Origin of the sequence: Streptomyces sp. NPDC049627 (assembly GCF_044465645.1) — a bacterium.
GTDB lineage: Bacteria > Actinomycetota > Actinomycetes > Streptomycetales > Streptomycetaceae > Streptomyces.
Genome location: NZ_JBITLW010000005.1, coordinates 454,372 through 475,247 on the forward strand (window position 1 = coordinate 454,372; position 20,876 = coordinate 475,247).

15 protein-coding genes are annotated in these 20,876 nt (G+C 71.2%); 7 read left to right on the forward strand and 8 right to left on the reverse strand.

The genetic code is table 11. The annotated features are described in order from the left end of the window. Position 1: 1 nt before the first annotated feature. The 3 genes from ACIBU0_RS16535 to ACIBU0_RS16545 all read right to left on the reverse strand — a co-directional run bounded on the left by ACIBU0_RS16535 (position 2) and on the right by ACIBU0_RS16545 (position 3,737). Positions 2–1,267: an NAD(P)/FAD-dependent oxidoreductase gene (locus tag ACIBU0_RS16535; protein WP_398818023.1), complete on the reverse strand. Its 1,266-nt coding sequence runs from the start codon at positions 1,265–1,267 to the stop codon at positions 2–4. Between the two features lie 135 nt (positions 1,268–1,402). Next, complete coding sequence (locus tag ACIBU0_RS16540) at positions 1,403–2,701, reverse strand: deoxyguanosinetriphosphate triphosphohydrolase (protein WP_398818026.1); 1,299 nt, start codon at positions 2,699–2,701, stop codon at positions 1,403–1,405. Between the two features lie 148 nt (positions 2,702–2,849). Continuing rightward, entirely contained in the window at positions 2,850–3,737 is an 888-nt protein-coding gene (locus ACIBU0_RS16545; RefSeq protein ID WP_398818029.1) for a sirohydrochlorin chelatase, read from the reverse strand. A 223-nt stretch (positions 3,738–3,960) separates the two neighbouring features. Here ACIBU0_RS16545 and ACIBU0_RS16550 point away from each other — a divergent pair, with 223 nt between their 5' ends. Further along, complete coding sequence (locus tag ACIBU0_RS16550) at positions 3,961–4,647, forward strand: vancomycin high temperature exclusion protein (protein ID WP_398818032.1); 687 nt, start codon at positions 3,961–3,963, stop codon at positions 4,645–4,647. Positions 4,648–4,991: 344 nt separating this feature from the next. Here the strand turns inward: ACIBU0_RS16550 and ACIBU0_RS16555 are convergent, their stop codons facing one another. The 3 genes from ACIBU0_RS16555 to ACIBU0_RS16565 are packed head-to-tail and all read right to left on the reverse strand — an operon-like array spanning position 4,992 to position 8,609. After that, a complete protein-coding gene (locus tag ACIBU0_RS16555) occupies positions 4,992–5,759 on the reverse strand; it encodes an enoyl-CoA hydratase-related protein (protein WP_398818034.1) in 768 nt (255 codons plus the stop codon). Between the two features lie 37 nt (positions 5,760–5,796). Next, positions 5,797–7,044, reverse strand: a complete 1,248-nt coding sequence (locus ACIBU0_RS16560; protein WP_398818037.1) for a hypothetical protein — start codon at positions 7,042–7,044, stop codon at positions 5,797–5,799. Next, the gene (locus ACIBU0_RS16565) at positions 7,041–8,609 is read right to left on the reverse strand and encodes an amino acid adenylation domain-containing protein (RefSeq protein WP_398818039.1); all 1,569 of its coding nucleotides are present in this window, start codon (positions 8,607–8,609) and stop codon (positions 7,041–7,043) included. Before ACIBU0_RS16565 ends, ACIBU0_RS16560 begins: the two co-directional genes overlap by 4 nt. Positions 8,610–9,080: 471 nt before the next feature. On the opposite strand from ACIBU0_RS16565, the gene ACIBU0_RS16570 reads away from it, so the two are divergent. Beyond that, complete coding sequence (locus ACIBU0_RS16570; RefSeq protein WP_398818041.1) at positions 9,081–11,264, forward strand: molybdopterin oxidoreductase family protein; 2,184 nt, start codon at positions 9,081–9,083, stop codon at positions 11,262–11,264. A gap of 119 nt (positions 11,265–11,383) precedes the next feature. On the opposite strand, the gene ACIBU0_RS16575 is transcribed toward ACIBU0_RS16570, so the two are convergent. Continuing rightward, a complete protein-coding gene (locus ACIBU0_RS16575; protein ID WP_398818044.1) occupies positions 11,384–11,812 on the reverse strand; it encodes a gamma-glutamylcyclotransferase family protein in 429 nt (142 codons plus the stop codon). A 111-nt stretch (positions 11,813–11,923) separates the two neighbouring features. Here ACIBU0_RS16575 and ACIBU0_RS16580 point away from each other — a divergent pair, with 111 nt between their 5' ends. Then, positions 11,924–13,570 (forward strand): M4 family metallopeptidase, encoded by a 1,647-nt coding sequence (locus ACIBU0_RS16580; protein ID WP_398818047.1) that lies wholly within the window; start codon positions 11,924–11,926, stop codon positions 13,568–13,570. Between the two features lie 78 nt (positions 13,571–13,648). Beyond that, complete coding sequence (locus ACIBU0_RS16585) at positions 13,649–14,251, forward strand: hypothetical protein (RefSeq protein WP_398818050.1); 603 nt, start codon at positions 13,649–13,651, stop codon at positions 14,249–14,251. A 69-nt stretch (positions 14,252–14,320) separates the two neighbouring features. Here the strand turns inward: ACIBU0_RS16585 and ACIBU0_RS16590 are convergent, their stop codons facing one another. Then, on the reverse strand, positions 14,321–18,694 hold the full coding sequence (locus tag ACIBU0_RS16590; RefSeq protein WP_398818053.1) for a hypothetical protein: 4,374 nt from the start codon (positions 18,692–18,694) through the stop codon (positions 14,321–14,323). A 561-nt stretch (positions 18,695–19,255) separates the two neighbouring features. Between ACIBU0_RS16590 and ACIBU0_RS16595 the strand changes: the two genes are divergently transcribed. The 3 genes from ACIBU0_RS16595 to ACIBU0_RS16605 are packed head-to-tail and all read left to right on the forward strand — an operon-like array spanning position 19,256 to position 20,721. Continuing rightward, the gene (locus ACIBU0_RS16595; RefSeq protein WP_398818056.1) at positions 19,256–19,810 is read left to right on the forward strand and encodes a GNAT family N-acetyltransferase; all 555 of its coding nucleotides are present in this window, start codon (positions 19,256–19,258) and stop codon (positions 19,808–19,810) included. Further along, the gene (locus tag ACIBU0_RS16600) at positions 19,807–19,971 is read left to right on the forward strand and encodes a hypothetical protein (RefSeq protein ID WP_398818059.1); all 165 of its coding nucleotides are present in this window, start codon (positions 19,807–19,809) and stop codon (positions 19,969–19,971) included. The genes ACIBU0_RS16595 and ACIBU0_RS16600 overlap by 4 nt, the downstream gene beginning before the upstream one ends. A gap of 30 nt (positions 19,972–20,001) precedes the next feature. After that, on the forward strand, positions 20,002–20,721 hold the full coding sequence (locus ACIBU0_RS16605; protein WP_398818062.1) for a DUF6333 family protein: 720 nt from the start codon (positions 20,002–20,004) through the stop codon (positions 20,719–20,721). Positions 20,722–20,876: the final 155 nt, after the last annotated feature.

Genomic DNA, 20,876 nt, shown 5'->3' on the forward strand with positions numbered 1-20,876 from the left:
GCTACGGGACGAGGCTGTCCAGCGGCACATGCGGGTCCGCCAGCGCCTCCGTGTTCACCTGCGCCTGGGAGCGAATCAGCCGCTGGATCGGCTCTGTGACGTCCCACACATTCACGTTCATCCCGGCGAGCACCCGGTTCTCCTTCAGCCAGAACGCGATGAACTCCCGCTTCCCGGCGTCCCCGCGGATCACCACTTCGTCGTACGTCCCCGGCGGCGCCCACCCGCTGTACTCCATCCCCAGGTCGTACTGGTCGGAGAAGAAATAGGGCACCCGGTCGTAGGTGACGTCCTGCCCCAGCATCGCCCGGGCCGCCGCCGGGCCGCCGTTCAGCGCGTTGGCCCAGTGCTCGACGCGCACCCGGGTGTCGAAGAGGGCGTGCGGGAAGGACGCCGCGTCGCCGGCGGCGTAGATGTCCGGGTCGGAGGTGCGCAGGTGTTCGTCGACCACGACACCGCCGCCGTACGCACGGTCGGCGATCTCCAGCCCGGCCGCCTCCGCGAGAGCGACCCGCGGCGCCGCTCCGATCGCCGCGAGGACGTCGTGCGCCGGGTGCTCCTCGCCGTCGTCGGTCCGGGCCGCCAGCACCATGCCGTCCTGGCCGACGATCTCCGTCAGCCGTCGGCCGAAGTGGAAGCGCACCCCGTGCTCGCGGTGCAGCTCGGCGAAGAGTCCCCCGAGCTCGGGGCCGAGGACGTGGTGCAGCGGGGTCGGGTTGTGCTCGACGACGGTGACCTCCGCGCCGTACTCGCGGGCCGCCGCGGCGATCTCCAGGCCGATCCAGCCGGCGCCGGCGATCACGATGTGCCCGTTGTCGCGGCCGAGGGAGGTCAGGACGCCCTTGAGGCGCTCGGCGTGCGCGAGGCGGCGCAGGTGGTGGACGCCGGCCAGGTCCGTGCCGGGGATGTCCAGGCGGCGGGGTTCGGCGCCGGTGGCCAGCAGGAGCTTGTCGTAGTGGACGACGGTGCCGTCCTCGCCGAACCGCACGGTCTTCGCCCCTCGGTCGATCGCGTCGACGGTCTGGCCGAGGTGCAGCTCGATGTCGTTGCGCGCGTACCAGGCGGGTTCGTGCACGAAGACGCTGTCGCGCTCCTCCTTGCCGAGGAGATAGCCCTTGGACAGGGGCGGGCGCTCGTACGGGTGGTCGCGCTCGTCGCAGATCAGTATCACCCGCCCGGTGAAGCCCTCCGCGCGGAGCGTCTCGGCCGCCTTCGCGCCGGCGAGTCCTCCTCCGACGATGACGAATGTCTGATCCGCGTCGACCACTTGTTGCCTCCTCGTAAGGGTGCCGCCACATGCGAGCGTCCCGCACGCAGCGTGATGCGGGAAGAGGGGGTGACCCGATCAGGCCACGGAGTGTCACACTCGGGTTCGTTTCACGTCACTCATGCCCCGGCCTTCTCACGAGTGACCCGTCAGGCGCGCGTGCAGTGACCGGGCGGACGCGTCCGTGAGGGACGCGATCTGGTCGACGATCACGCGCTTGCGGGCGCGGTCGTCGGGGGCCGCGTCGAACAGGGCCCGGAACTGGGGGTCCAGCCCGTCGGGTGCGCGGGCGGTGAGCGCGTCGGCCAGTTCGGCGACCACGATGCGCTGGTCGGCGCGGAGCCGCTCCTGCTCGGCGCGCTGCATGACGTACCGGTCGGCGACGGCCTTGAGGACCGCGCACTCCAGGCGGGTCTCGCGCGGTACGACGAGTTCGGCGCCGTAGCGGGTGAGCCGGCCGTCGCCGAACGACGCGCGGGTGGCGTTCTCCGCGGCCAGGCAGAACCGGCCGATGAGCTGGCTGGTGGCGTCCTTGAGGCGGGCCTGGGCGACGGCCGAGCCGTCGTAGCCGTGCGGCCACCACGGTTCTTCCTGGAGCCGGTCGAGGGCGGCGGCGAGTTCGGCGGGGTCGGTGCCCTGGGGGACGTACCGCCCGATGGCCACCGCGAAGACCGCCTGGCGTTCGGGCTCGGCGTGCAGGAGGTTGGGGTCGATGTGACCGGCGTGCAGGCCGTCCTCGACGTCGTGCACCGAGTACGCCACGTCGTCGGACCAGTCCATGACCTGGGCCTCGAAGGTGGTGCGGGCGCCGGGGGCGTCCTTGCGCACCCAGTCGAAGACGGGGCGGTCGTCCTCGTAGACACCGAACTTCGGGGAGGCGGGGTCGGTGGGGTGGGCGCCGCGGGGCCAGGGGTACTTGGTGGCGGCGTCGAGGGCGGCGCGGGTGAGGTTGAGGCCGACCGAGCCCTCCGGGGTGAACCGCTTGGGTTCGATACGGGTGAGGAGCCTCAGGGACTGGGCGTTGCCCTCGAAGCCGCCGCAGTCCTCGGCGAATTCGTTCAGCGCGACTTCGCCGTTGTGGCCGAACGGGGGGTGGCCGAGGTCGTGCGAGAGGCAGGCGGCTTCCACGAGGTCCGGGTCGCAGCCGAGGGCCGCGCCGAGCTCCCGGCCGACCTGGGCACACTCCAGGGAGTGGGTGAGGCGGGTGCGGGGGCTGGGGTCCCACGCCTGGCTGTGCGTACCCGGTGTCACCACCTGGGTCTTGCCGGCGAGCCTTCGCAGGGCTGCGGAGTGCAATACGCGGGCGCGGTCGCGTTGGAAGGCTGTGCGGCCTGGGCGTTTGTCGGGTTCGGGGGCCCAGCGTTCCACTGACGTGGGGTCGTAGCCGAGGGGTGGGATGTGGTTCTCGTGTTGTTCCTGAGCGGTGCCTTCCATGTCTCGACAGTAAGGGCAGACACTGACAAACGGAGGGGTGTGTTGCGCCCAGTCGTCTGCCGGGTCATGGTGCCTTGCGGGCGCGGGTTGGTGGGGGCTGGTCGCGCAGTTCCCCGCGCCCCTTCAGGGCGTCTCCCTCCCCGGCGTGTCAAGCGGACGCCAGTTCAGGTGTGGTCGTGACCGGGGTCGTCAGCATCTGGTCGTAGCGGTGGAGGAGCAGGCTCGCCATCGCGGGGTGGGTGCCCAGCGGGGCCGAGGCGATCCACGGGGCGGCCTGCGCGCACTCCGTCGCGAAGCGGCCGGGGGCGGTGAAGTACGAGGCCACGGCCACCCTCGTGCGGCCTCGGGCCGCCAGTTCGCGCAGCGCGTCCGGAACCGTGGGGGCCGCCGTCGTCGCGTACGCCGGTACGACCGGGACGCCCAGGCGGTCGGCGAGGAGCTGGGCCGTGCGGGCGGTGTCGACCTTGGACTCGGGGTCGCGGGAGCCGGCCGCCGCCAGGACCACCGCGCTGCTGCGGCGGGTGGAGTCGTCCATACGGGTGCGCCAGCCCGCCTCGACCAGGCGGGCGTGCAGGGCGTCGACCAGCAGGGGGTGCGGGCCGAGCGCGCCGGCCACGCGTGCGCGTACCTCCGACTCGGCGGCCATCTCGGGGATGTCCCGCTTGATGTGGTAGCCGCGGCTGAGGAGGAGCGGGACGAGGATCGCCTCGCGGGCGCCCAGGGAGGCGAGGGTGTCGGGGAGCAGGGGCTCGTTCAGCTCGATGTGGCCGAGGTGGACCGGCAGGGTGGGGCGCAGCTCGCGGACCTTGCCGAGGAGCGCGCGTACGGTGCTCAGGGCGCGCGGGTCGCGGCTGCCGTGGGCCACGACGACGAGGGCGGGCGGTTGGGGGCGGCGCCTGCCGTCGAGCGAGACGAGGCTGAGCTGGCTGGCGAGCTGGCTGCTGATCCGGTTCATGAGGTGCGCCGTACTGTCGAGGTGGGCCCCCGGGCCGGGGAGGGTCGTGGACTCGTCGCGAGGAGGGTTCGACGCCGTCATGGATCGATGGTGAGGGCGGGACGTTGCCTCCCCGTTGCGCGTGGATAACAGGTGTTTACACCGGGTTCACCGCAGGGTTCCTGAGCCGTGTGAGGTGGCTTGACCTGCGGGTTCATCGGACGGAGTGAACCTGGTCACGTCGTGGTCAGCGAACCGTGGGCGCTTACGGAACGTCCCTGACTGTCGAGAACAGGCGATGAGCCGACCGGGGAGGGACCGTCCGATGCGCCGACCGAAGCTGCGCCGACCACGTCTGCCGCGCACCCGCACGGGGCAGCGGCGGCTGGTGCAGGCCGTGATGCTCGGGTGTGTGCTCGCGCTGCTGCCGGCCACCTGGATGTACGTCGTGACCGGTGACCGGCTGCGGACCGCGGCCGACGTGCCGCGCACCGACGTCGCCGTCGTCTTCGGCGCCGGACTGTGGGACGGCGAGCCGTCCCCGTACCTCGCCCACCGGCTGGACGCGGCGGCGAAGCTCTACCGCGAGGGCCGGATCGAGGTGGTCCTCGTCACCGGTGACAACAGCCGGGAGGACTACGACGAGCCGGACGCCATGCGCGCGTATCTGACCCGGCACGGCGTACCCGACTCGCGCATCGTCAGCGACTACGCCGGCTTCGACACCTGGGACTCCTGCGTCCGCGCCAAGAAGATCTTCGGCGTCGACGAGGCGGTCCTCATCAGCCAGGGCTTCCACATCCGGCGCGCGGTCGCACTGTGCCAGGAGGCGGGCGTCACGTCGTACGGCGTAGGCGTCGACGCCAAACACGACGCCACCTGGTACTACGGCGGCACCCGGGAACTCTTCGCCGCCGGCAAAGCAGCCCTGGACGCCGCCTTCGAACCGGACCCCCGGTTCCTGGGACGGAAGGAAACGGGAGTCCGGGAAGCGCTGGCCAGCGCCCGGTGAAACGCGGGGGCCGAACAGGACGTCATTCGCCGTAGGCATCGACGCCCGATACAACGCCACCTGGTACTACGGCGGCACCCGGGAACTCTTCGCCGCCGGCAAAGCAGCCCTGGACGCCGCCTTCGAACCGGACCCCCGGTTCCTGGGGCGGAAGGAAACGGGAGTCCGGGAAGCGCTGGCCAAGCGACCGTGACCATGCCGGATGCGGCGCGGCAACGCCGCTGAGGGGCGCGGGGCTGTATTGAACATGCGGCTCCGCCGCGGCGCGACCAGCCACAACGGCGCCGCAGCCGGTCGACGACAGATCACGCGCTCTCGTAGTCGCGGCACTCCCGGCGGAGTGGTCAGCGCCCGGTGAAACGCGGGGCTCGTTTCTCCAGGAACGCGCTCATGCCCTCCTTCTGGTCCTCGGTCGCGAACAGGGCGTGGAAGACGCGGCGTTCGAAGCGGATGCCGTCGCGGAGGCCGGTTTCGAGGGCCCGGTCCACGCACTCGCGGGCCGCTGTGACCGCCGCGCGGCCGTACGAGGCGATCGTCGCGGCCGCCTGAAGGGCCTCCGGCAGGACCTGGTCGTCCGGGACCACCCGGGAGACGAGACCGCAGCTTCCCGCCTCCCGTGCGTCCATCGTGCGGCCGGTGAGGATCAGGTCCATCGCCTTGGCCCGGCCGATCAGGCGGGTCAGGCGCTGGGTGCCGCCGATGCCGGGGATCACGCCCAGCTTGATCTCCGGCTGGCCGAAGACCGCCGACTCGCCCGCGATGACCAGGTCGCACATCATCGCCAGCTCGCAACCGCCGCCGAGCGCATGGCCGTTCACGGCCGCGATCTTCGGCGTGCGGAGGTCCGCGAACTCCTCCCATCCCGCGAAGTAGTCCTCGGCCGCCATCTCGACCGCCGACTTCCCGGCCATCTCCTTGATGTCGGCGCCCGCCGCGAAGACCCGTTCGGAGCCGGTGACGACGAAGCAGCCGGCCTCGGGGTCCTCGTCCAACGGACGGAGTGCGTCGAGGAGTTCGGCGAGCAGCTCGCCGCTCAGCGCGTTCAGGACGTGCGGCCGGTGCAGGCGGACGGTGACGACACGGCCGTCGCGCTCGATCTTGAGGTTGTTCATGGGTCCCCTCCAGGGTTGCTCAAGGGTTGCTCCAGGGTTACGAGTCCCAGATCGCGCCGTACGCCGGAATCCCGCGCCGCTCCAGGCCGTGCACCACCTGCCAGGTGAGCTTCTTGTTGGAGATGCAGATGACCGCCTCGGCCCCGAAGTCGCGGTACGCCTCGTAGGCGAGCCGGACCATGTCGGGCTTGCCGTGCCGGGAGGTGTCCCAGATCAGGGCGTGCGGCTGGACGGCGAGGATCTCGTCGATCAGGGCGTCGCCGTAGGTCGAGCGGGGGTCGCGGGTCGCCCAGACCAGGCGGGCGGGGACCTCGGCGGCGAGCAGGTGGGGCAGGCAGGGGCCGATGCCGCTGCCGGTGGCGACGTAGACCACCTTCTTGAAGAGCGTCTCGATGTTGGCGACGCCGGCCGTGGTGATGCCCTTCACCCACACCCGGTCCGGCAGGTCGTCGATGAACGAGCCCGTCCAGTCCCCGGCGCGCGAGATGGTGAGCCGGAAGCCGGACTCGCCGGGGGCCGGGACGTTGGCGAAGGAGTGCCACTCCTTCAGCGGGCTGCGGCTGATCGCCGTCGAGGAGCCCGCGAAGGGCGTCTCGCCGTGGTCGAAGCGGGCCAGGACGACGTGCGGGGAGGGCCGTTCGAGGCGGACGTCGACCTTGCGCAGCCGCAGCCAGGGCAGGGCCACACTGAAGGTGACGATCGCGAGCACGATCAGAGGAACGGGGCCGGACGACGACAGCAGGGTGTGCGTCCAGAACAGGACCAGGGCCGTCCAGCCGCCGAAGCGGTGGATCTTCTCGAAGTGGTCGTGGTGGCGGGAGCGGAAGGGGGGCAGGGCGGTGACGACGACGACCGCGAGGAGGGTGATCAGGGTCCAGCCCACGACCAGGAGAGCCGGGTCGGTCGTCGTGAGCGTCAGCGCCAGGAACCAGCCCGTGCCCGCCAGCGCCCCGCCCACGTGCAGTCCGCCGAAGTGGTACACCTTGCCCAGGGTCCAGCGGATCTTCAGCGGCCAGGTCGTCGGGGCCGATGTCGCCAGCCGGAAGAAGAGGTTGATGACGTACTGCTGGCGGACCAGGACGGCGAGGGCGAGGTTGGCCAGGGACGCGTGGGCGAGCGTCTGGGCGGACGGTCGCCAACTGACGTACAAGAAGAACAGGTTGACGGCGATCACCGATCCCGCCAGCCGGTTGTAGTGCATCAGCCGCGGGTGCTTCAGGAGTCGTCTCACCGGGGCGGTGAGCGGCGGGAGTTCGGCTGTGTCCCGCAGGGGTGCCGTCGTCATCGCGCCACCGCCGTCCGCTCCTGCACCGGCCGCTCTTCCGTCCTCCGCTCTTCCGCCATCCGCAGCAGCGCCTGCTTGTCGATCTTGCCGCGGTCGGTCTCGGGCAGTGACGTCAGGGGCATGACACTCTCGGGCACGCAGTAGTAGGGCAGCGTCTCCGCCACCGCCCGCCGGGCCGTCTCCGGGTCGACGTCGGCCGGGCAGACGAAGGAGACGAGGGTGCGGGCGTCGCGTCGCAGGGTCACCGCGCGCAGGCAGCCCGCCACCGACTCCAGCACCGAGGACACGGAGTCGAGCTCGACCCGGAAGCCGCGCACCTTGACCTGGTCGTCGGTGCGGCCGAGGTGCTCCAGTTCGCCGCCGGGGGTCCAGCGGCCGAGGTCGCGGGTGCGGAACATGCGGTGGCCGGCGCCGAGGAAGGGGTCCGGGGCGTAGCGCTCGGCGTTGAGGGCGTCGTTGCCCAGATAGCCGGCCGAGACGCAGTCGCCGCCCGCCCACATCTCCCCCACCTCGCCGATGGGCAGGGGGCGGCGGTCGGCGTCGAGGACGTAGACCGTGTTGTTGGGGGTCGGGCGGCCGATGGTGAGCAGCGGGTGGGACGGGTGGTGGCGGTGCATCGTGTTGACGATGGTCGTCTCGGTCGGACCGCAGCAGTTGTGGAAGGCGGCGTGCCGGGCCCAGCGGTCGGCGAGCGGGCGGGGGCAGGGCTCTCCGGCGACCGCGACCGTGCGGACGCGCGGGCAGGCCGCCGGGTCGATGCCGGACAGCACGGTCGGGGTCGCGATCAGCACGTGGGCCGTGCGGGCGGCCGCCGCGATGTCCTTGCCGCGGATGACGAGGGTGCCGCCGTGGGCGAGGCAGCCGAGGATCTCCCAGGCGGCCATGTCGAAGGCGACGTTGAGGAGGTGCGCCACCCGGTCGCCGGGGCGGATGCCGAGGTCGCCGGGTGCGGTGAGGAGGATGTTGGCAACGTTGCGGTGGGTGACCTTCACGCCGTTGGGGCGGCCGGTGGTGCCGGAGGTGAACAGGACGTAGCAGCCGTCGTCGGGCCCTGTCGGGACGCGCGGTCCCGGGGCGTACGGCTGGGGCGCGTCCAGCGTGATCATCAGGTGGCCGTCGGGCAGCGGTACGCGGTGGGCGTGCTCGGCGGCCGTGAGGACGACGCGGGTACGGGCGGTACGGATGACATGGGCGAGCTGGTTCCCGGGCGCGAGGCCGATGTCCTGGGGGACGTAGGCGGCACCCGCCTTCAGGATGCCGAGCAGGCCGACGAGCATCGGGATCGAGCGGCGTACGAAGAGTCCGACGTGGTCACCGGGGCGTACGCCCTCGCGGGCGAGGCGGGCGGCGAGGGCGTCGGCGTGGCGGTCGAGTTCGCTGTAGGTGATGCGGGCGCCCTGATGTTCGGCGGCGACGGCGTACGGGGTGGCCGCCGCCTGCCGTTCGACGGCGCGGTGGATCAGCGGGTCGGGGACGGAGACGAGAGGGCCGCGGCCGTACTGCCAGAAGAGGTGCTGGTCGCGGGGGGTGAGGTGGCCCAGGGGGCCGGGAGGGCGCGGTTGCATGGTCGGGGGACCTCCTGGCGGGCTGTTTCGATGGACGGTTCGCCGCGAGGGGCGAGGTTTACCGATATGTCGAACGCCGTGCGGAGATGCGATGCGCTGAGCGCCCGTGCGCATGTGACTACGGTGGGACAACGCCCCCAAGGGGCGCGGGGAACTGTGCGACCAGCCACAACGTTGCCGCGGACGAACGACAGCCCATCGCGGCACTCGCAGCGGAACTCTCAGCGACTCACTTGGGACTGTAGCCGCGCCCCTTCAACTCTCAACCAGTTGTAATCAGCCAACTACGGTACGAGATGAGACACGTGGGGCGACTTCGGCAACGGCGGCAACCTCAGTACCGGGCGGCGGCGACTCAGAGCGGAGGGCTCGCGCCCTCACCGCGGCCGGGCGGCGACGGGGAGGTCACCGTCCCGGCCGCGTAACAGGGAGCCGTCCCGGACGTAACACGCCCGACTCACGCTGGACGGTATGCCGAACTCCGCGACGCCCACGCACTGCCCGTACTGCGCCCTGCAGTGCGGAATGAACCTCACGCCCCTGCAGGACGGGGGTGTCGCGGTGGTCGAGCGCACGGACTTCCCGGTGAACCGGGGAGCCCTGTGCGGCAAGGGCCGGACGGCTCCGGCGGTGCTGGCGTCGAGCGTCCGCCTGACGTCCCCGTTGGTACGCTCCGGAGGCGAGCTCGTGCCCGCCACCTGGGACGAGGCGCTGGACCGCATCGCCGAGGGCCTGGCACGCACGCGTACGGAACATGGCCCGGACGCGTGCGGGGTCTTCGGCGGGGGCGGCCTGACGAACGAGAAGGCGTACAGCCTCGGCAAGTTCGCCCGGATCGTGCTCGGCACCTCGCAGATCGACTACAACGGCCGCTTCTGCATGTCGTCGGCCGCGGCGGCCGGCATGAAGGCGTTCGGGCTGGACCGGGGGCTCCCCTTCCCCCTGGAGGACATCCCGAAGACGGGCTGTGTGATTCTCGTCGGCTCGAACCTCGCGGAGACGATGCCGCCGTCGCTGCGCTTCTTCACCGAGCTGAAGGAGAACGGCGGCACCCTCATCGTCATCGACCCGCGCCGCACCAAGACCGCCGAGCAGGCCGACCTGCACCTGATGCCCCGGCCGGGCACCGACCTCGCGCTGGCCCTCGGCCTGCTGCACCTGGTCGTCGCCGAGGGCCGGGTGGACGAGGAGTACGTCCAGGAGCGCACGGCCGGCTGGGAGGACGCCCGGGCCGCCGCGATGGCGCACTGGCCGGAGTACGTGGAGCGGATCACGGGGGTGTCCGTTCCCCAACTTCGGGAGGCCGTACGGCTGTTCTGCGAGCCGGAGCACGCGATGGTGCTGACCGCGCGCGGGCCCGAGCAGCAGTCCAAAGGCACGGACACGGTCGGCGCGTGGATCAACCTGTGTCTCGCGACGGGCCGCGCGGGACGCCCGCTGAGTGGCTACGGCTGTCTGACCGGGCAGGGCAACGGGCAGGGCGGGCGCGAACACGGCCAGAAGGCCGACCAGTTGCCCGGCTACCGCAAGCTGGACGACCCGGCGGCGCGGCGGCACGTGGCCGAGGTGTGGGGCGTGGACCCGGACAGCCTGCCCGGGCCGGGGCGCAGTGCGTACGAACTCCTGGACGCCCTCGGCACGGACATCAAGTCGCTGCTGCTGATGGGCTCCAACCCGGTCGTGTCGGCGCCGCGCGCCGCGCACATCGAGGAGCGCATCAAGTCCCTGGACTTCCTGGCGGTGTGCGACGTCGTGCTGTCGGAGACGGCGGCCCTCGCGGACGTCGTCCTGCCGGTCACCCAGTGGGCGGAGGAGACGGGCACGACGACCAACCTGGAGGGCCGGGTCCTGCTGCGCCGGCAGGCGATCACCCCGCCCGAGGGCGTCCGCAGCGACCTGGAGGTCATGCACGAGCTCGCGGCGCGGCTGGGCGGCGGGCAGGGCCTGGAGAAGGGTTTCCCGACCGACCCCGAGGAGGTCTTCGAGGAGCTGCGCCGGGCGAGCGCGGGCGGGGCTGCGGACTACTCGGGTATCACCTACCGCCGGCTGGCGGAGGAGAACGGGGTGTTCTGGCCGTGCCCGGCGCCGCAGGGTGCCCCGGACGCGTCCGACGACTCCGAGGACGCCTCCCTGGACACGACCACCGGGGACGACGACCCGGCCCAGGACGAGGAGGCCGCCGGTGGCATCCACCCCGGCACGCCCCGCCTCTTCCTCGACCGTTTCGCCACGCCGGACGGCCGGGCCCGGTTCGTCCCCGTCTCGCACCGCGCGGTCGCCGAGGAACCCGACGACGAGTACCCGGTGCTGCTGACCACCGGCCGCGTCGTCGCCCAGTATCAGTCCGGCGCCCAGACCCGCCGCGTCGACGAGTTGAACGCCGCCGCGCCGGGCCCGTTCGTGGAGCTGCACCCCCGGCTGGCGGCACGGCTCGGCGCGGCCGAGGGCGACCCGGTGGCCGTGGTCTCCCGCCGGGGCCGCGCGGTGGCCCCCGCCCGCATCACGACCGGCATCCGCCCCGACACCGTCTTCATGCCGTTCCACTGGCCGGGCGAGGGCCGCGCCAACACCCTGACCAACCCGGCACTGGACCCGACGTCACGGATGCCGGAGTTCAAGGCGTGTGCGGTACGCCTGGAGACGGTCAAGCCGTAGCGCCCCAAAGGGGCGCGGGGCTGCATTGAATATGCGGCTCCGCCGCGCGGGCGCGACCGGCCACAACGGCGCCGCAGCCGACCGACGACACATCGGGGCACTACCTGGTCGCGGCCCTCTCAGCGGAGCGCGTCCCGCCAGTCCCCGCTCTCGATCAGCTTGCCGCGCGCCCGCAGTCGTCCGACGACGGCGGGCGCGGCGACGTACACCCAGGCCCGTACGGTCGTGCCGTCGGCATCCCGGACGACCTCGCGCTCGACGCGTTCGTAGAGGTTGCGCGGGTCGCCCGGGGCGTACTCCTCCAACCGGTCGAGGGCGACGAGCAGTTGCGGGTACGCCTCCGGCAGCGCGGTGACGAGCTCTCCGCTGACCACCCCGCCCCGCTCCTCCACGGCGTACGGATAGCCCGGGCCGTCGTACAGCACGGCTCCCGTGAGCCGCCCCGGTTCCTCCGAGTGCGTGCGGCCGCGCAGGAAGGCGTCGTGGTTGGGCTCGCCGGGGCGCAGGGTGCCGTAGACGAAGAACGGGAGTCGGGGAGAGAGGGTCACAGAAACGATTCTCTCCCCTCACACACCTCTACGTACTCACTCTGGCCATGGCATGTGCACGCCCCCTTGAATCTGGGTCATCTTCAGTTACCGCCCAGTTCGAGGAGACCGATGAGTCGGATACGGCTGCATGTGCGAGGTTCCCGTCTCACCACCGCCGGGGTGGCCGCCGCCACGACGGCCCTGTTGGCCACCGCGCTCTCCCCCGCCGCCGGCGCGGACGACCGGCCGACCAGGGCGAGCGTGCTCGAGAACGCGGCGTCGGTCCTGCTGGAGCGTGCGGCGGCGCTCGGGCTGACCGACGCGCAGGACACCTCCGTACGGGACGTCGTCATCGACGCCGACGGCTCGCAGCACGTCCGCTACGACCGGACGTACCGCCAACTCCCGGTCCTCGGCGGCGACTTCGTCGTCCACCTGGCCGAGGACGGCACGTACCGCAGCGCCTCCCGCGCCACCGAGGCCGCGATCTCCCTGTCGGGCATCACCCCGAAGGTCTCCGCACCGAAGGCCGCCGACCTCGCGGCGAACGCGCTGCGCGCCGTGCACCTCGGCGAGACGCTGAAACGGCTGACGGCCAGGCCCGAGCTGGTCGTCGACGCCCTGCACGGCACCCCGAGGCTGGCCTGGCGGACCAACGCCGTCGCCCGGGACTCCCTCGGCAACCCGGTCGCCCGCACGGTGCTGACGGACGCCCGCACCGGGGCGCAGATCGACGCCTGGGACAGCATCGAGACGGCGTCGGGCGACGGGAAGTCGCTGTACGGCGGCACGGTGCCGCTGGAGACCACGGCGTCCGGGTCGGCGTACCAGTTGAAGGACCCGACGCGCGGCGGCACGTACACCGGTGACGCCGCGAACAAGACGGACCTGTGCGTCCTGACCGTCTGCCTCAGCCGCGCCCCGGCGACGGTCTTCACGGACGCCGACAACCACTGGGGCACGGGCACGACGGCCGACCGCTCGACGGTCGCGGTGGACGCCCAGTACGGCACGGACGCGACGTGGGACTACTACGAGGACGTCCACGGCCGCAAGGGCATCGCGGGCGACGGCAAAGGTTCCTTCAACCGCGTGCACTACGGGAACAAGTACAACAACGCCTTCTGGGACGACAGTTGCTTCTGCATGACGTACGGCGACGGTGACGGCACCCAGCTCGGGCCGCTGGTGTCGCTGGACGTGGCCGGCCACGAGATGACGCACGGCGTGACGTCGAAGACCGCCGCGCTGACGTACTCCGGCGAGTCCGGCGGCCTGAACGAGGCGACGTCGGACATCTTCGGCACACTGGTGGAGTTCCACGCGGGCAACTCCTCCGACCCGGGCGACTATCTGATCGGCGAGAAGATCGTCCGGTCGGGCTTCGGGCGGGAGGCCCTGCGCTACATGGACAAGCCGTCGAAGGACGGCGACTCGGCCGACTGCTGGAGCGCGACGACCGGGACGCTCGACGTCCACTACTCGTCCGGCGTGGCCAACCACTTCGCCTACCTCCTCGCCGAGGGCAGCGGCGCGAAGACCGTGAACGGCGTCAGCTACAACTCCCCCACCTGCAACGGCTCTTCGGTGAGCGGGATCGGCCGGGACAAACTCGGCAGGATCTGGTACCGGGCGCTGACGGTCTACATGACGTCCTCGACGAACTACGCGGGCGCCCGTACGGCGACGCTGAACGCGGCGAAGGACCTGTACGGGGCCGGCAGCGCGGAGTACGGCGCGGTGGCGGCGGCGTGGAGTGCGGTCGGCGTCGGCTGAGGGCGGAACGGGTGTGGCGGAGCGTCCGGTCCGGTAGGAAGGGTCCAGACGTTCCGCATTCAGACGTGAGGACGAACCGTGCCCTTCGACGATGTACTGAACCGCCTCGACCAGTGGCTGGAGGCCAACGCGCCGGACGAACTGCGCGTCCTCAACCCGCCTGCGACGGCGGCGCAGATCAGTGAGGTCGCCGAGAACCGGTTCGATCTCCATCCGGAGCTGCGGGTCTGGCTCTCCCGGCACAACGGGGTGTCGACCTGGGCGCGGCCCGGCGGGCCGGGAGGGCTGCTGCCCGGGGGGCACTATCCGCTGGACGCGGAGGGGATGAGGCTCGGGCAGCGGGACATGGAGCAGGAGGTGGCCTGGAGCCTGGAGGACGAGAACGAGGAGTTCGTCGTGGGCGCGACGGCGCATGTCCGGTGGGTGCCGCTGGCCAGGACGGTCACGGGGACGCAGCTCGTCGTGGACCACCGGGAGGGGCCGACGGAAGGGGCGGTCCTGGAGATCGACCAGGATCTGGAGCTGTGGGGCGTGGTGCGCTGGAAGAGCGTGGCGGAGATGTTCGAGGAGACCGTCCTGTCCCTGGAGACCGGACGCCCCGTACCGACGGCGACCGGCGGGGAGACCCGGGCCGAGTACGTCCACGAGGACGACGGGACCTGGCAACTGGTTTGGCGCTGACACGGAAAAGGGGGGACCGGTCGAGCCGGTCCCCCCTGTTACGCCCGTGCGGTCACAGGTGGTGGCGTATCAGTTGCGGATGACGCAAACGTCCTCCGTGTTGCAGCCCTCGTACCCCGGTACCTCGATGTAGAACTCCTCCCCGTCCAGCACGCGTGCCTTGGTGTAGAAGCCCGACAGGCCGGGTCCGCGGCCCGCGTCCCCGTTCTGCTTGCCCGGCATCGAGGCCCGTCCGCAGATCTCCTTCCACGTGGGCGGGTCGTACCGCTCGTCGTCGAAGAGCCGCCAGGTGCCGTCGTCCTGCTTCTCGGCGTACAGCTGGACGCAGATGCCTCCGTTGACGACCGGCGTGGGGACGCCTCCGCTCTCCCGGGTGGCCGCGAAGGGGAACTCGTCACACTGCACACCCTGGGTGTCCGGGGTGGCGTCCGGGTGGGCCGTCCACTTGCCGGTGCCCGTCTTGTTGCAGATGGTGTCGCGGTTGTGCTTCTGCTGGTCCTTGTCCATCAGGCGGTGCATCGGCTTGCCGTGCTTCTTGCTGCCCGGATGGTCCTCCAGTTTCTCGCGCAGCACCCAGTAGTAGGCGGCCGCGGCCGGATACCGCTTGGTGTTGGTCTCGAACGTCGGTATGTGCTTGCCGAGCACACAGCCGGTCGAGTTGGGCACGGCGACGGAGTTGTCACACGTGACCTGGTCCCAGAAGGTCCACTCCGGCTTGATGGCCTGCACCGCGCCGGCGGCCTCCGGCGAGCTGGCCTTGAAGCTGAGGAACGTTCCCCGGTCGAAGTCCCGGGACGTGCCGGACGTCGGCGTGGTCCAGGTGAACTTCTTGGTGGCCGACGCCCAGTGCTTGTCCGTGATGGGAGCCCAGGTGGCCGGACCGTTCCAGTAGCCGACGTACTCCTCGTCGCAGTCCGGGGTGCAGATCGCGTCCCAGTACTCCAGGGACACCGCGCCCAGCGCCGCGTCGATGGACAGCGGAGACATGAACATCCGCTCGCGCCACTCCTTCTTGTTCTCCAGCAGGAACTCCTCGCGCACCAGGAAGGTGGCCGTGCCCACCGTCTTGTTGTCGACCGTCCACCTGATCAGGACGGCCAGCTTGTGGCAGCCCTCACGGCGCGTGATGGTGTAGCCGGAGACCGTCGCGTCGTCGCACCAGGGCACCAAGGGGGCGTCGGCGTCCGCGGCCCTGGTGCGCGGCTGCTTGAAGGCGTCGGCGCCGTACTTCTTGATGTCGTAGTCACGCGAGATGCACTGGCGCACGCCCTCGCGGTCCGTGTCGTAGCAGTGCTCCTTCTGCCTCGACAGACCGATCACGCCGTCGGGGTTCGGCTGCTTCTGCCGGTCCGTGTCCTTGAACTCCGGGTCCGGGGCGTCGGGGTCGGCCTCCGGGATGATGATGTCCGGTACGAAGTCCCAGTCGCCGGGCTCGAAGGCCACCGCGTCGTAGGCGATGTCCTCGTCCCCGGTGCCGTCCTTGGTGAGGGTGCTGAGCCTGACCTCGGGCACGATGCCCTTGGTACGGAAGATCCCGAGCTTCACCCAGCGGTTGCCGTCGCCGGGCTGGGACAGGGTCTTGCTGCGCCAGCCGTTGCGGGTCTTGACCTCGTACTTGGCGAGCTTGGTCTGCGCGCCGTGGTCGGGCAGGTGGACCCAGACCCGGGCGTCCTTGTCGAGTTCCCGGTTCAGCTTCCAGGTGCCGGTGATCTTCAGCCGCTGGCCCTTGGCGTCGTTCTGCCGGGTGTGGCCGAAGTAGAAGTGGCCGCCGAAGCCCGCGCCCAGCTGGTGCAGGTCGACCTTGGCCGGGTAGACGGTCTCGACCGCGTTGTTGGCGAAGTTGAAGCTGAAACTCCCTGAGTTGGTCCAGGAGTTGGAGCAGTTCGGCCGGACCACCGGGGTGCCCGCCGGGACGTCGTCGACGATGAGGGCACTGTCCGGCAGGCCGCTCCGGGTGCAGGCCGGCGGGTAGGCGGTGCCGTCGGCCTCCTCGGGCGTGCTCTCGCCGAAGCGGATGAACTCGAAGCCGCAGGTGTCGACGCAGTCGCTCTTCCAGGTCACCGGCTTGTTCCACCAGCACTTGAAGTCCGAGCGGCCACAGGGCCCGCTGGTCGTGGTGTCGTTCGACGCCCCGTCGGAGATCCGGCCGGGGTCGCAGCCGATGGAGGAGTCGCAGAACGCGCCCTCGGGCGCCTTGACGCGGGACCGGTTGTACTTCGCGCTGCCCTTGACGCCCACGCCCTCGTTGGTGCCGTTCCAGGTGGACTGGCGGAAGGCGGGGACCATCACGCCCGGGGACTCCAGGAAGGACGGCGGGTGTGCGGCGAAGCCGAGGACCTTCTCCTGGTAGGGCCAGTTCTGCGGCCGAGCCGCGGCGCTCGCGTCGTCGTCGCCCGCCGCGTTCTCCATGAACGGCAGCCGTCCGGCGTCCCATTCCGGGTTCGCCGGGTTGTTGAACCAGCCCAGGCCCCAGGGCTCGGACCCGTTCTTGGGGTGGAAGCCGGAGTTGTAGGCCCACAGGGCGAAGTACCAGTTCTCGGGCCGGCCGTTGGCGCCGTGGTTGGCGATCAGGCCCGCGCCGCGGGTCTCGTTCCACTTGGCGATGAGGGTCTGCAGGCCCGCCGCGATGTTCGCGGTGTAGTCGAGGGCCGCGGCCCGCTGCTTCTGGTACGGCCAGGCCTCGCCGCCGTGTCCGTCCTCCCGGCCCGCCATCCGCATGTGGTCCGTGATCTGCGTGATGCCGTAACCGCAGTCCGCCTTGGCGAAGTTGACGTCCCAGTCGTTGGCGGAGTCGCCGTCGTAGAGGTCGATGCCGTAGTAGTTGCCGATCAGCGGGTTGCCGGTGACGCCGGGCACGGCCGAGCGGGCGGCCTGCCACATGTTGGACTCCTGTGTGGTCACGCCGAGCATGACCTGCGCGATGGCACGGCCGCCGCCGCTCAGCGCCGGGTTCAGGAAGAGCGTCTGCGGCTGGTAGGCGGGCATGCCGAGGTTCTTCCAGTTCGCCGGCCGCGAGATGTGGGTGTTCAGCATGCCCTTGACCGCCATGTCCACGGCCCACTCCACCTGGCGGGGCTTGGGCTGCATCGCCTGGTTGCGCGGGTCGTTGCGCGGCACGGAGCAGGTGCGCTCCGCCTCCACGGGGTCGCTGGGGTCGCCACCGGCGCGAGCCGCCTTGGCGGTGTTCCCGGAGGCCTTCCTCCCGGAGCCGGAGGAGATCCCCGGCGACAGGTCCCGGCCCTGGGCCGCGTACGGCGAGACGCGACGCGTCGGGTCGACGGTGAAGGAGACCTTGTTCCCGGAGTCCCGGACCGTCATGGAGAGCTTCACGGGACGGGCCGTGCCGGCATCGCCCGGCAGCAGCAGCGTGCCCTTGCCGTCGGCCCAGGTGGTGTGGGTCAGGACGGCCTCGCCCCGGGTGGAGACGGTCACGTCCTTGGCGGTGCCCGCGAGCCTGCGCACCTCGGCGGGGAGCCGCTCGGCCGCCGGCGTCGTCCTGCCGGTCACGTACACGGTCCCGGCGCTGCGGGTCAGACCCGTCTCGGTCGCGGGCCCCTGGGCCAGCACCGCCGCGCGGGTCGTCCGCGCGCTCGGGCGGGTCACCGCGGTGGCGGTGACGTGCTTGACCTTGGCGGTCGCGCCCCGCTTGTCCAGGAAGGCGAGCCCGCCCGCGCCGTCCGGGGTGAGCCGGTAGGGCACGCCGTCGGTGCGGACGACGGCCCTGCGGGCGCCCGCGGAGTCGATGCGGACGACCTCGGCCCCGGCGGCAGCGGCGATGGAGCCGTCCTTGACGGGGACGGCCGAGGTGACCTGCCCCTTGAGCTCAACGGGCTTGCCCAACTTGCCCGTCGACGTGTTCAGCTCGACCAGCCGGGTGCCGGGCAGGTCCTCGCCGCCGGACTGGGTCAGGACGGCCGTCTCCCCCGCGCCACAGCCCGGGTTGTAGTACGACAGCGACGCCTTGAGCTTCAGCTTCGTCACCCGGCCCGACGTCAGGTCGACGATCGCCGTGAAGGCGCCCCGGGCCATCAGGTGCGGCTTGTTGGTGAACGTGCGCGGCGCGTAGACGACGACGGCCCGCTTGCCCGAGCCGGTCACACACACGTTGCCTATCCAGGCGTCCGCGTCCAGACCCGGCTCGGACAGCGTTGCCGTGCTGCGCCAGGTGTAACCGTCCTTCTTGTGCGCCGTGAGGAGGTGGAGGCCCTCCGCGTCACCCGACGTGGTCCACGCCAGGTCGCCCGACTTCTGCCACTCCTTGCCCAGGACCGCGGCGCGCCTGGCCGACGGCACGGTGTCGGACGGGCCTTTCGGCCGCACCTTGGCCGTGCCGCTCGCGGGTTCCGGCTCAGCGGCCCAGGCCACGGCCGGCACCAGTCCCGCGAGCACCGCTCCGGACGCCAGCACGGCGAGCGGCGCTCGCACTCGTCTGCGGAATCTCAACAGCTCTCCTCTTTCAGGGTTGTGGCGCGAGCGCGTACGTTGCCGATCCGATGGGCCGGGAGAAGGGAGAGAGCCCGTACGGCGATCTGCGGACGGGCTGAACACGACGGGCGGAAGACGAGGTGACTGCGAAGGGCGCGCCCTTCAGGACACGCACCGGTGAACTTCCGTCGACGGAACCGCGGTCACGGAATCAGAAAAGGGCGCCGCACATTCCTCATGCCGACGCTGCGCCGATGGGACGCACTGGACCCCCCGTTCCCCCACTGGTGATCGCGCGCTTCACCGGCGGTCCACGGAGTGGTCGGCTCCGCGCCGCCGGGCGCGGGGTCACTGTAGGCGGAGTGCGAACGGGTCGCACAAGAGTACGAGACGAACATGGCAAGAAAACGCCACGCAGATCCCTGCGGTGAATCCGCGCCCCACAGGTCACGGAAGAGCGCTTCACCTGTGAGGCAGCTGTGGGGCACCTGTCAGGCCGCGCCGTGGGCACCTTCGAGCCCCATGAGCGCTTATCGGCCAAGTCCGCCGGGACCCGGTCCGGTCTGGTTGCCTGTTGTGGTGAACAGTCGCCGCCCTTCCCTCTCTTCGCCGTCCGCCCCGGAGTCCTGGCCGTGCGCCATCCAGACCCCCCGGCTGACGCTGCGTCCTGCCGAACCCGCCGACGTGTCCGCCTTCACCCGGCTGTGGACCGACGCAGACGTGCGTCGTTTCCTCGGCGGGCCCGTCGCCGAAGACCAGCTCGCCGTCTATCAGCAGCATTTCGCGGGCCACCCCCATCTCTTCACCGTGGTCACGCGACAGGGAACAGTGACGCTCGGGTCCGTGACCATCGATCCGAAGTCCCGCTTCGACGGCCGACGGGAGGTGTCCTACTCCTTCCTGCCGGAGCACTGGGGTAAGGGATACGCCCGTGAGGCTGTGACGGCCGCGGTCAGTTGGTCCTTCGAGCACGTCGCCTCCGACGACCCTTCCGTCGTCGCGGTCACCCAGGAGGCCAACAGCCGCTCACGCCGGTTGCTGGAGGCCATCGGCATGCGTGTGATCAGCACGTTCCTGGAATGGGATGCTTGGCAGGTGATGTACGCCGTGCAGAGTGAGGAGCTTCGGGGTTGAAGAAGGCGGCGCTGTGGACCGGACTCGCCCTGTGCATCGCCTTCATCACCTGGGTGGCATGGGGGCTGCTCCGGTTCGACCACGACATCGACCGTCCCCGCGAGGGCGGCTTCTCCGGCTGGCAGTGCGACGCCGATCGCGGCCGTGACTGCGGATCCTGACGGCCTGTCGGCGCCGCTAAGGTGACCCGCATGACCGGCGACAGCTTCTGGACCCTCCCGCCCGACCGTATGGTGCGTGGTTCCCTGGGCCACTGCAACATCACCGTCCTCCTCCCGCCGTTCGGCGTGGACGCTCGCGCGCTGCCCGCCAACGACCCCGGCCGGGCGGCCGAGTTCGCGGCGTCGTTCGGAACCGTGGAGGAGGTCGTGGAAGAGATCGGGCCCCGGTCGGCCCTCGACGTGCCCTACCCGGACACCCGGACCGACCTGGACATCGTCCAGGCCGCCGCATGGGGCCATGCCCTCGGTTTCAGCGACCCGGCACTGGCCGACAACGGCAACGACACCCCGCTCCTGACCGAGGCCCGCAGGCTGCGCGAGCGCTACCCGGACGCCCGTATCGTCGGCCGCGTCCACTTCCACGGTGGGGCGGACCACACCGAGGACATCGTCTGGCTGCCCGACGGGGCCATGTTCCACGCCACCGGCTGGCCCGGCGACGAACCGTTCGAGGTCACCGGCGACCCGGACGCCATCGCCTCCGCCCTCGGCATCCCCGCCGAGACGCTGGAGGACCTCGGCCTGCACGAGGAGGACCCGGCCGACGTCGAATGGGCCGGCTTCGTCGCCCTGGCCCTGGGCGAGGCCGACCCCTGGGGCTGGGAGCAACTGCGCACCACGGCTTTCCGCGTACGGCACACCCGGTTCGCCACGTCCACGATGGAAGAGCTGTACTTCGCCGGCGGCTGACTGAACGGCCCTGCGGGGGGCGTATCCACCGCGCATTCGCTGATCGGCCGGCTCCTGAGCCGAGTGTCGGCGGTCTTCTCCGTGCGCCGACCGGGCGGGGAACCAGAGCGCTCTCCAACTCACCGGCGTGCCCGCCCGGTCGGACCGTGGAGCGG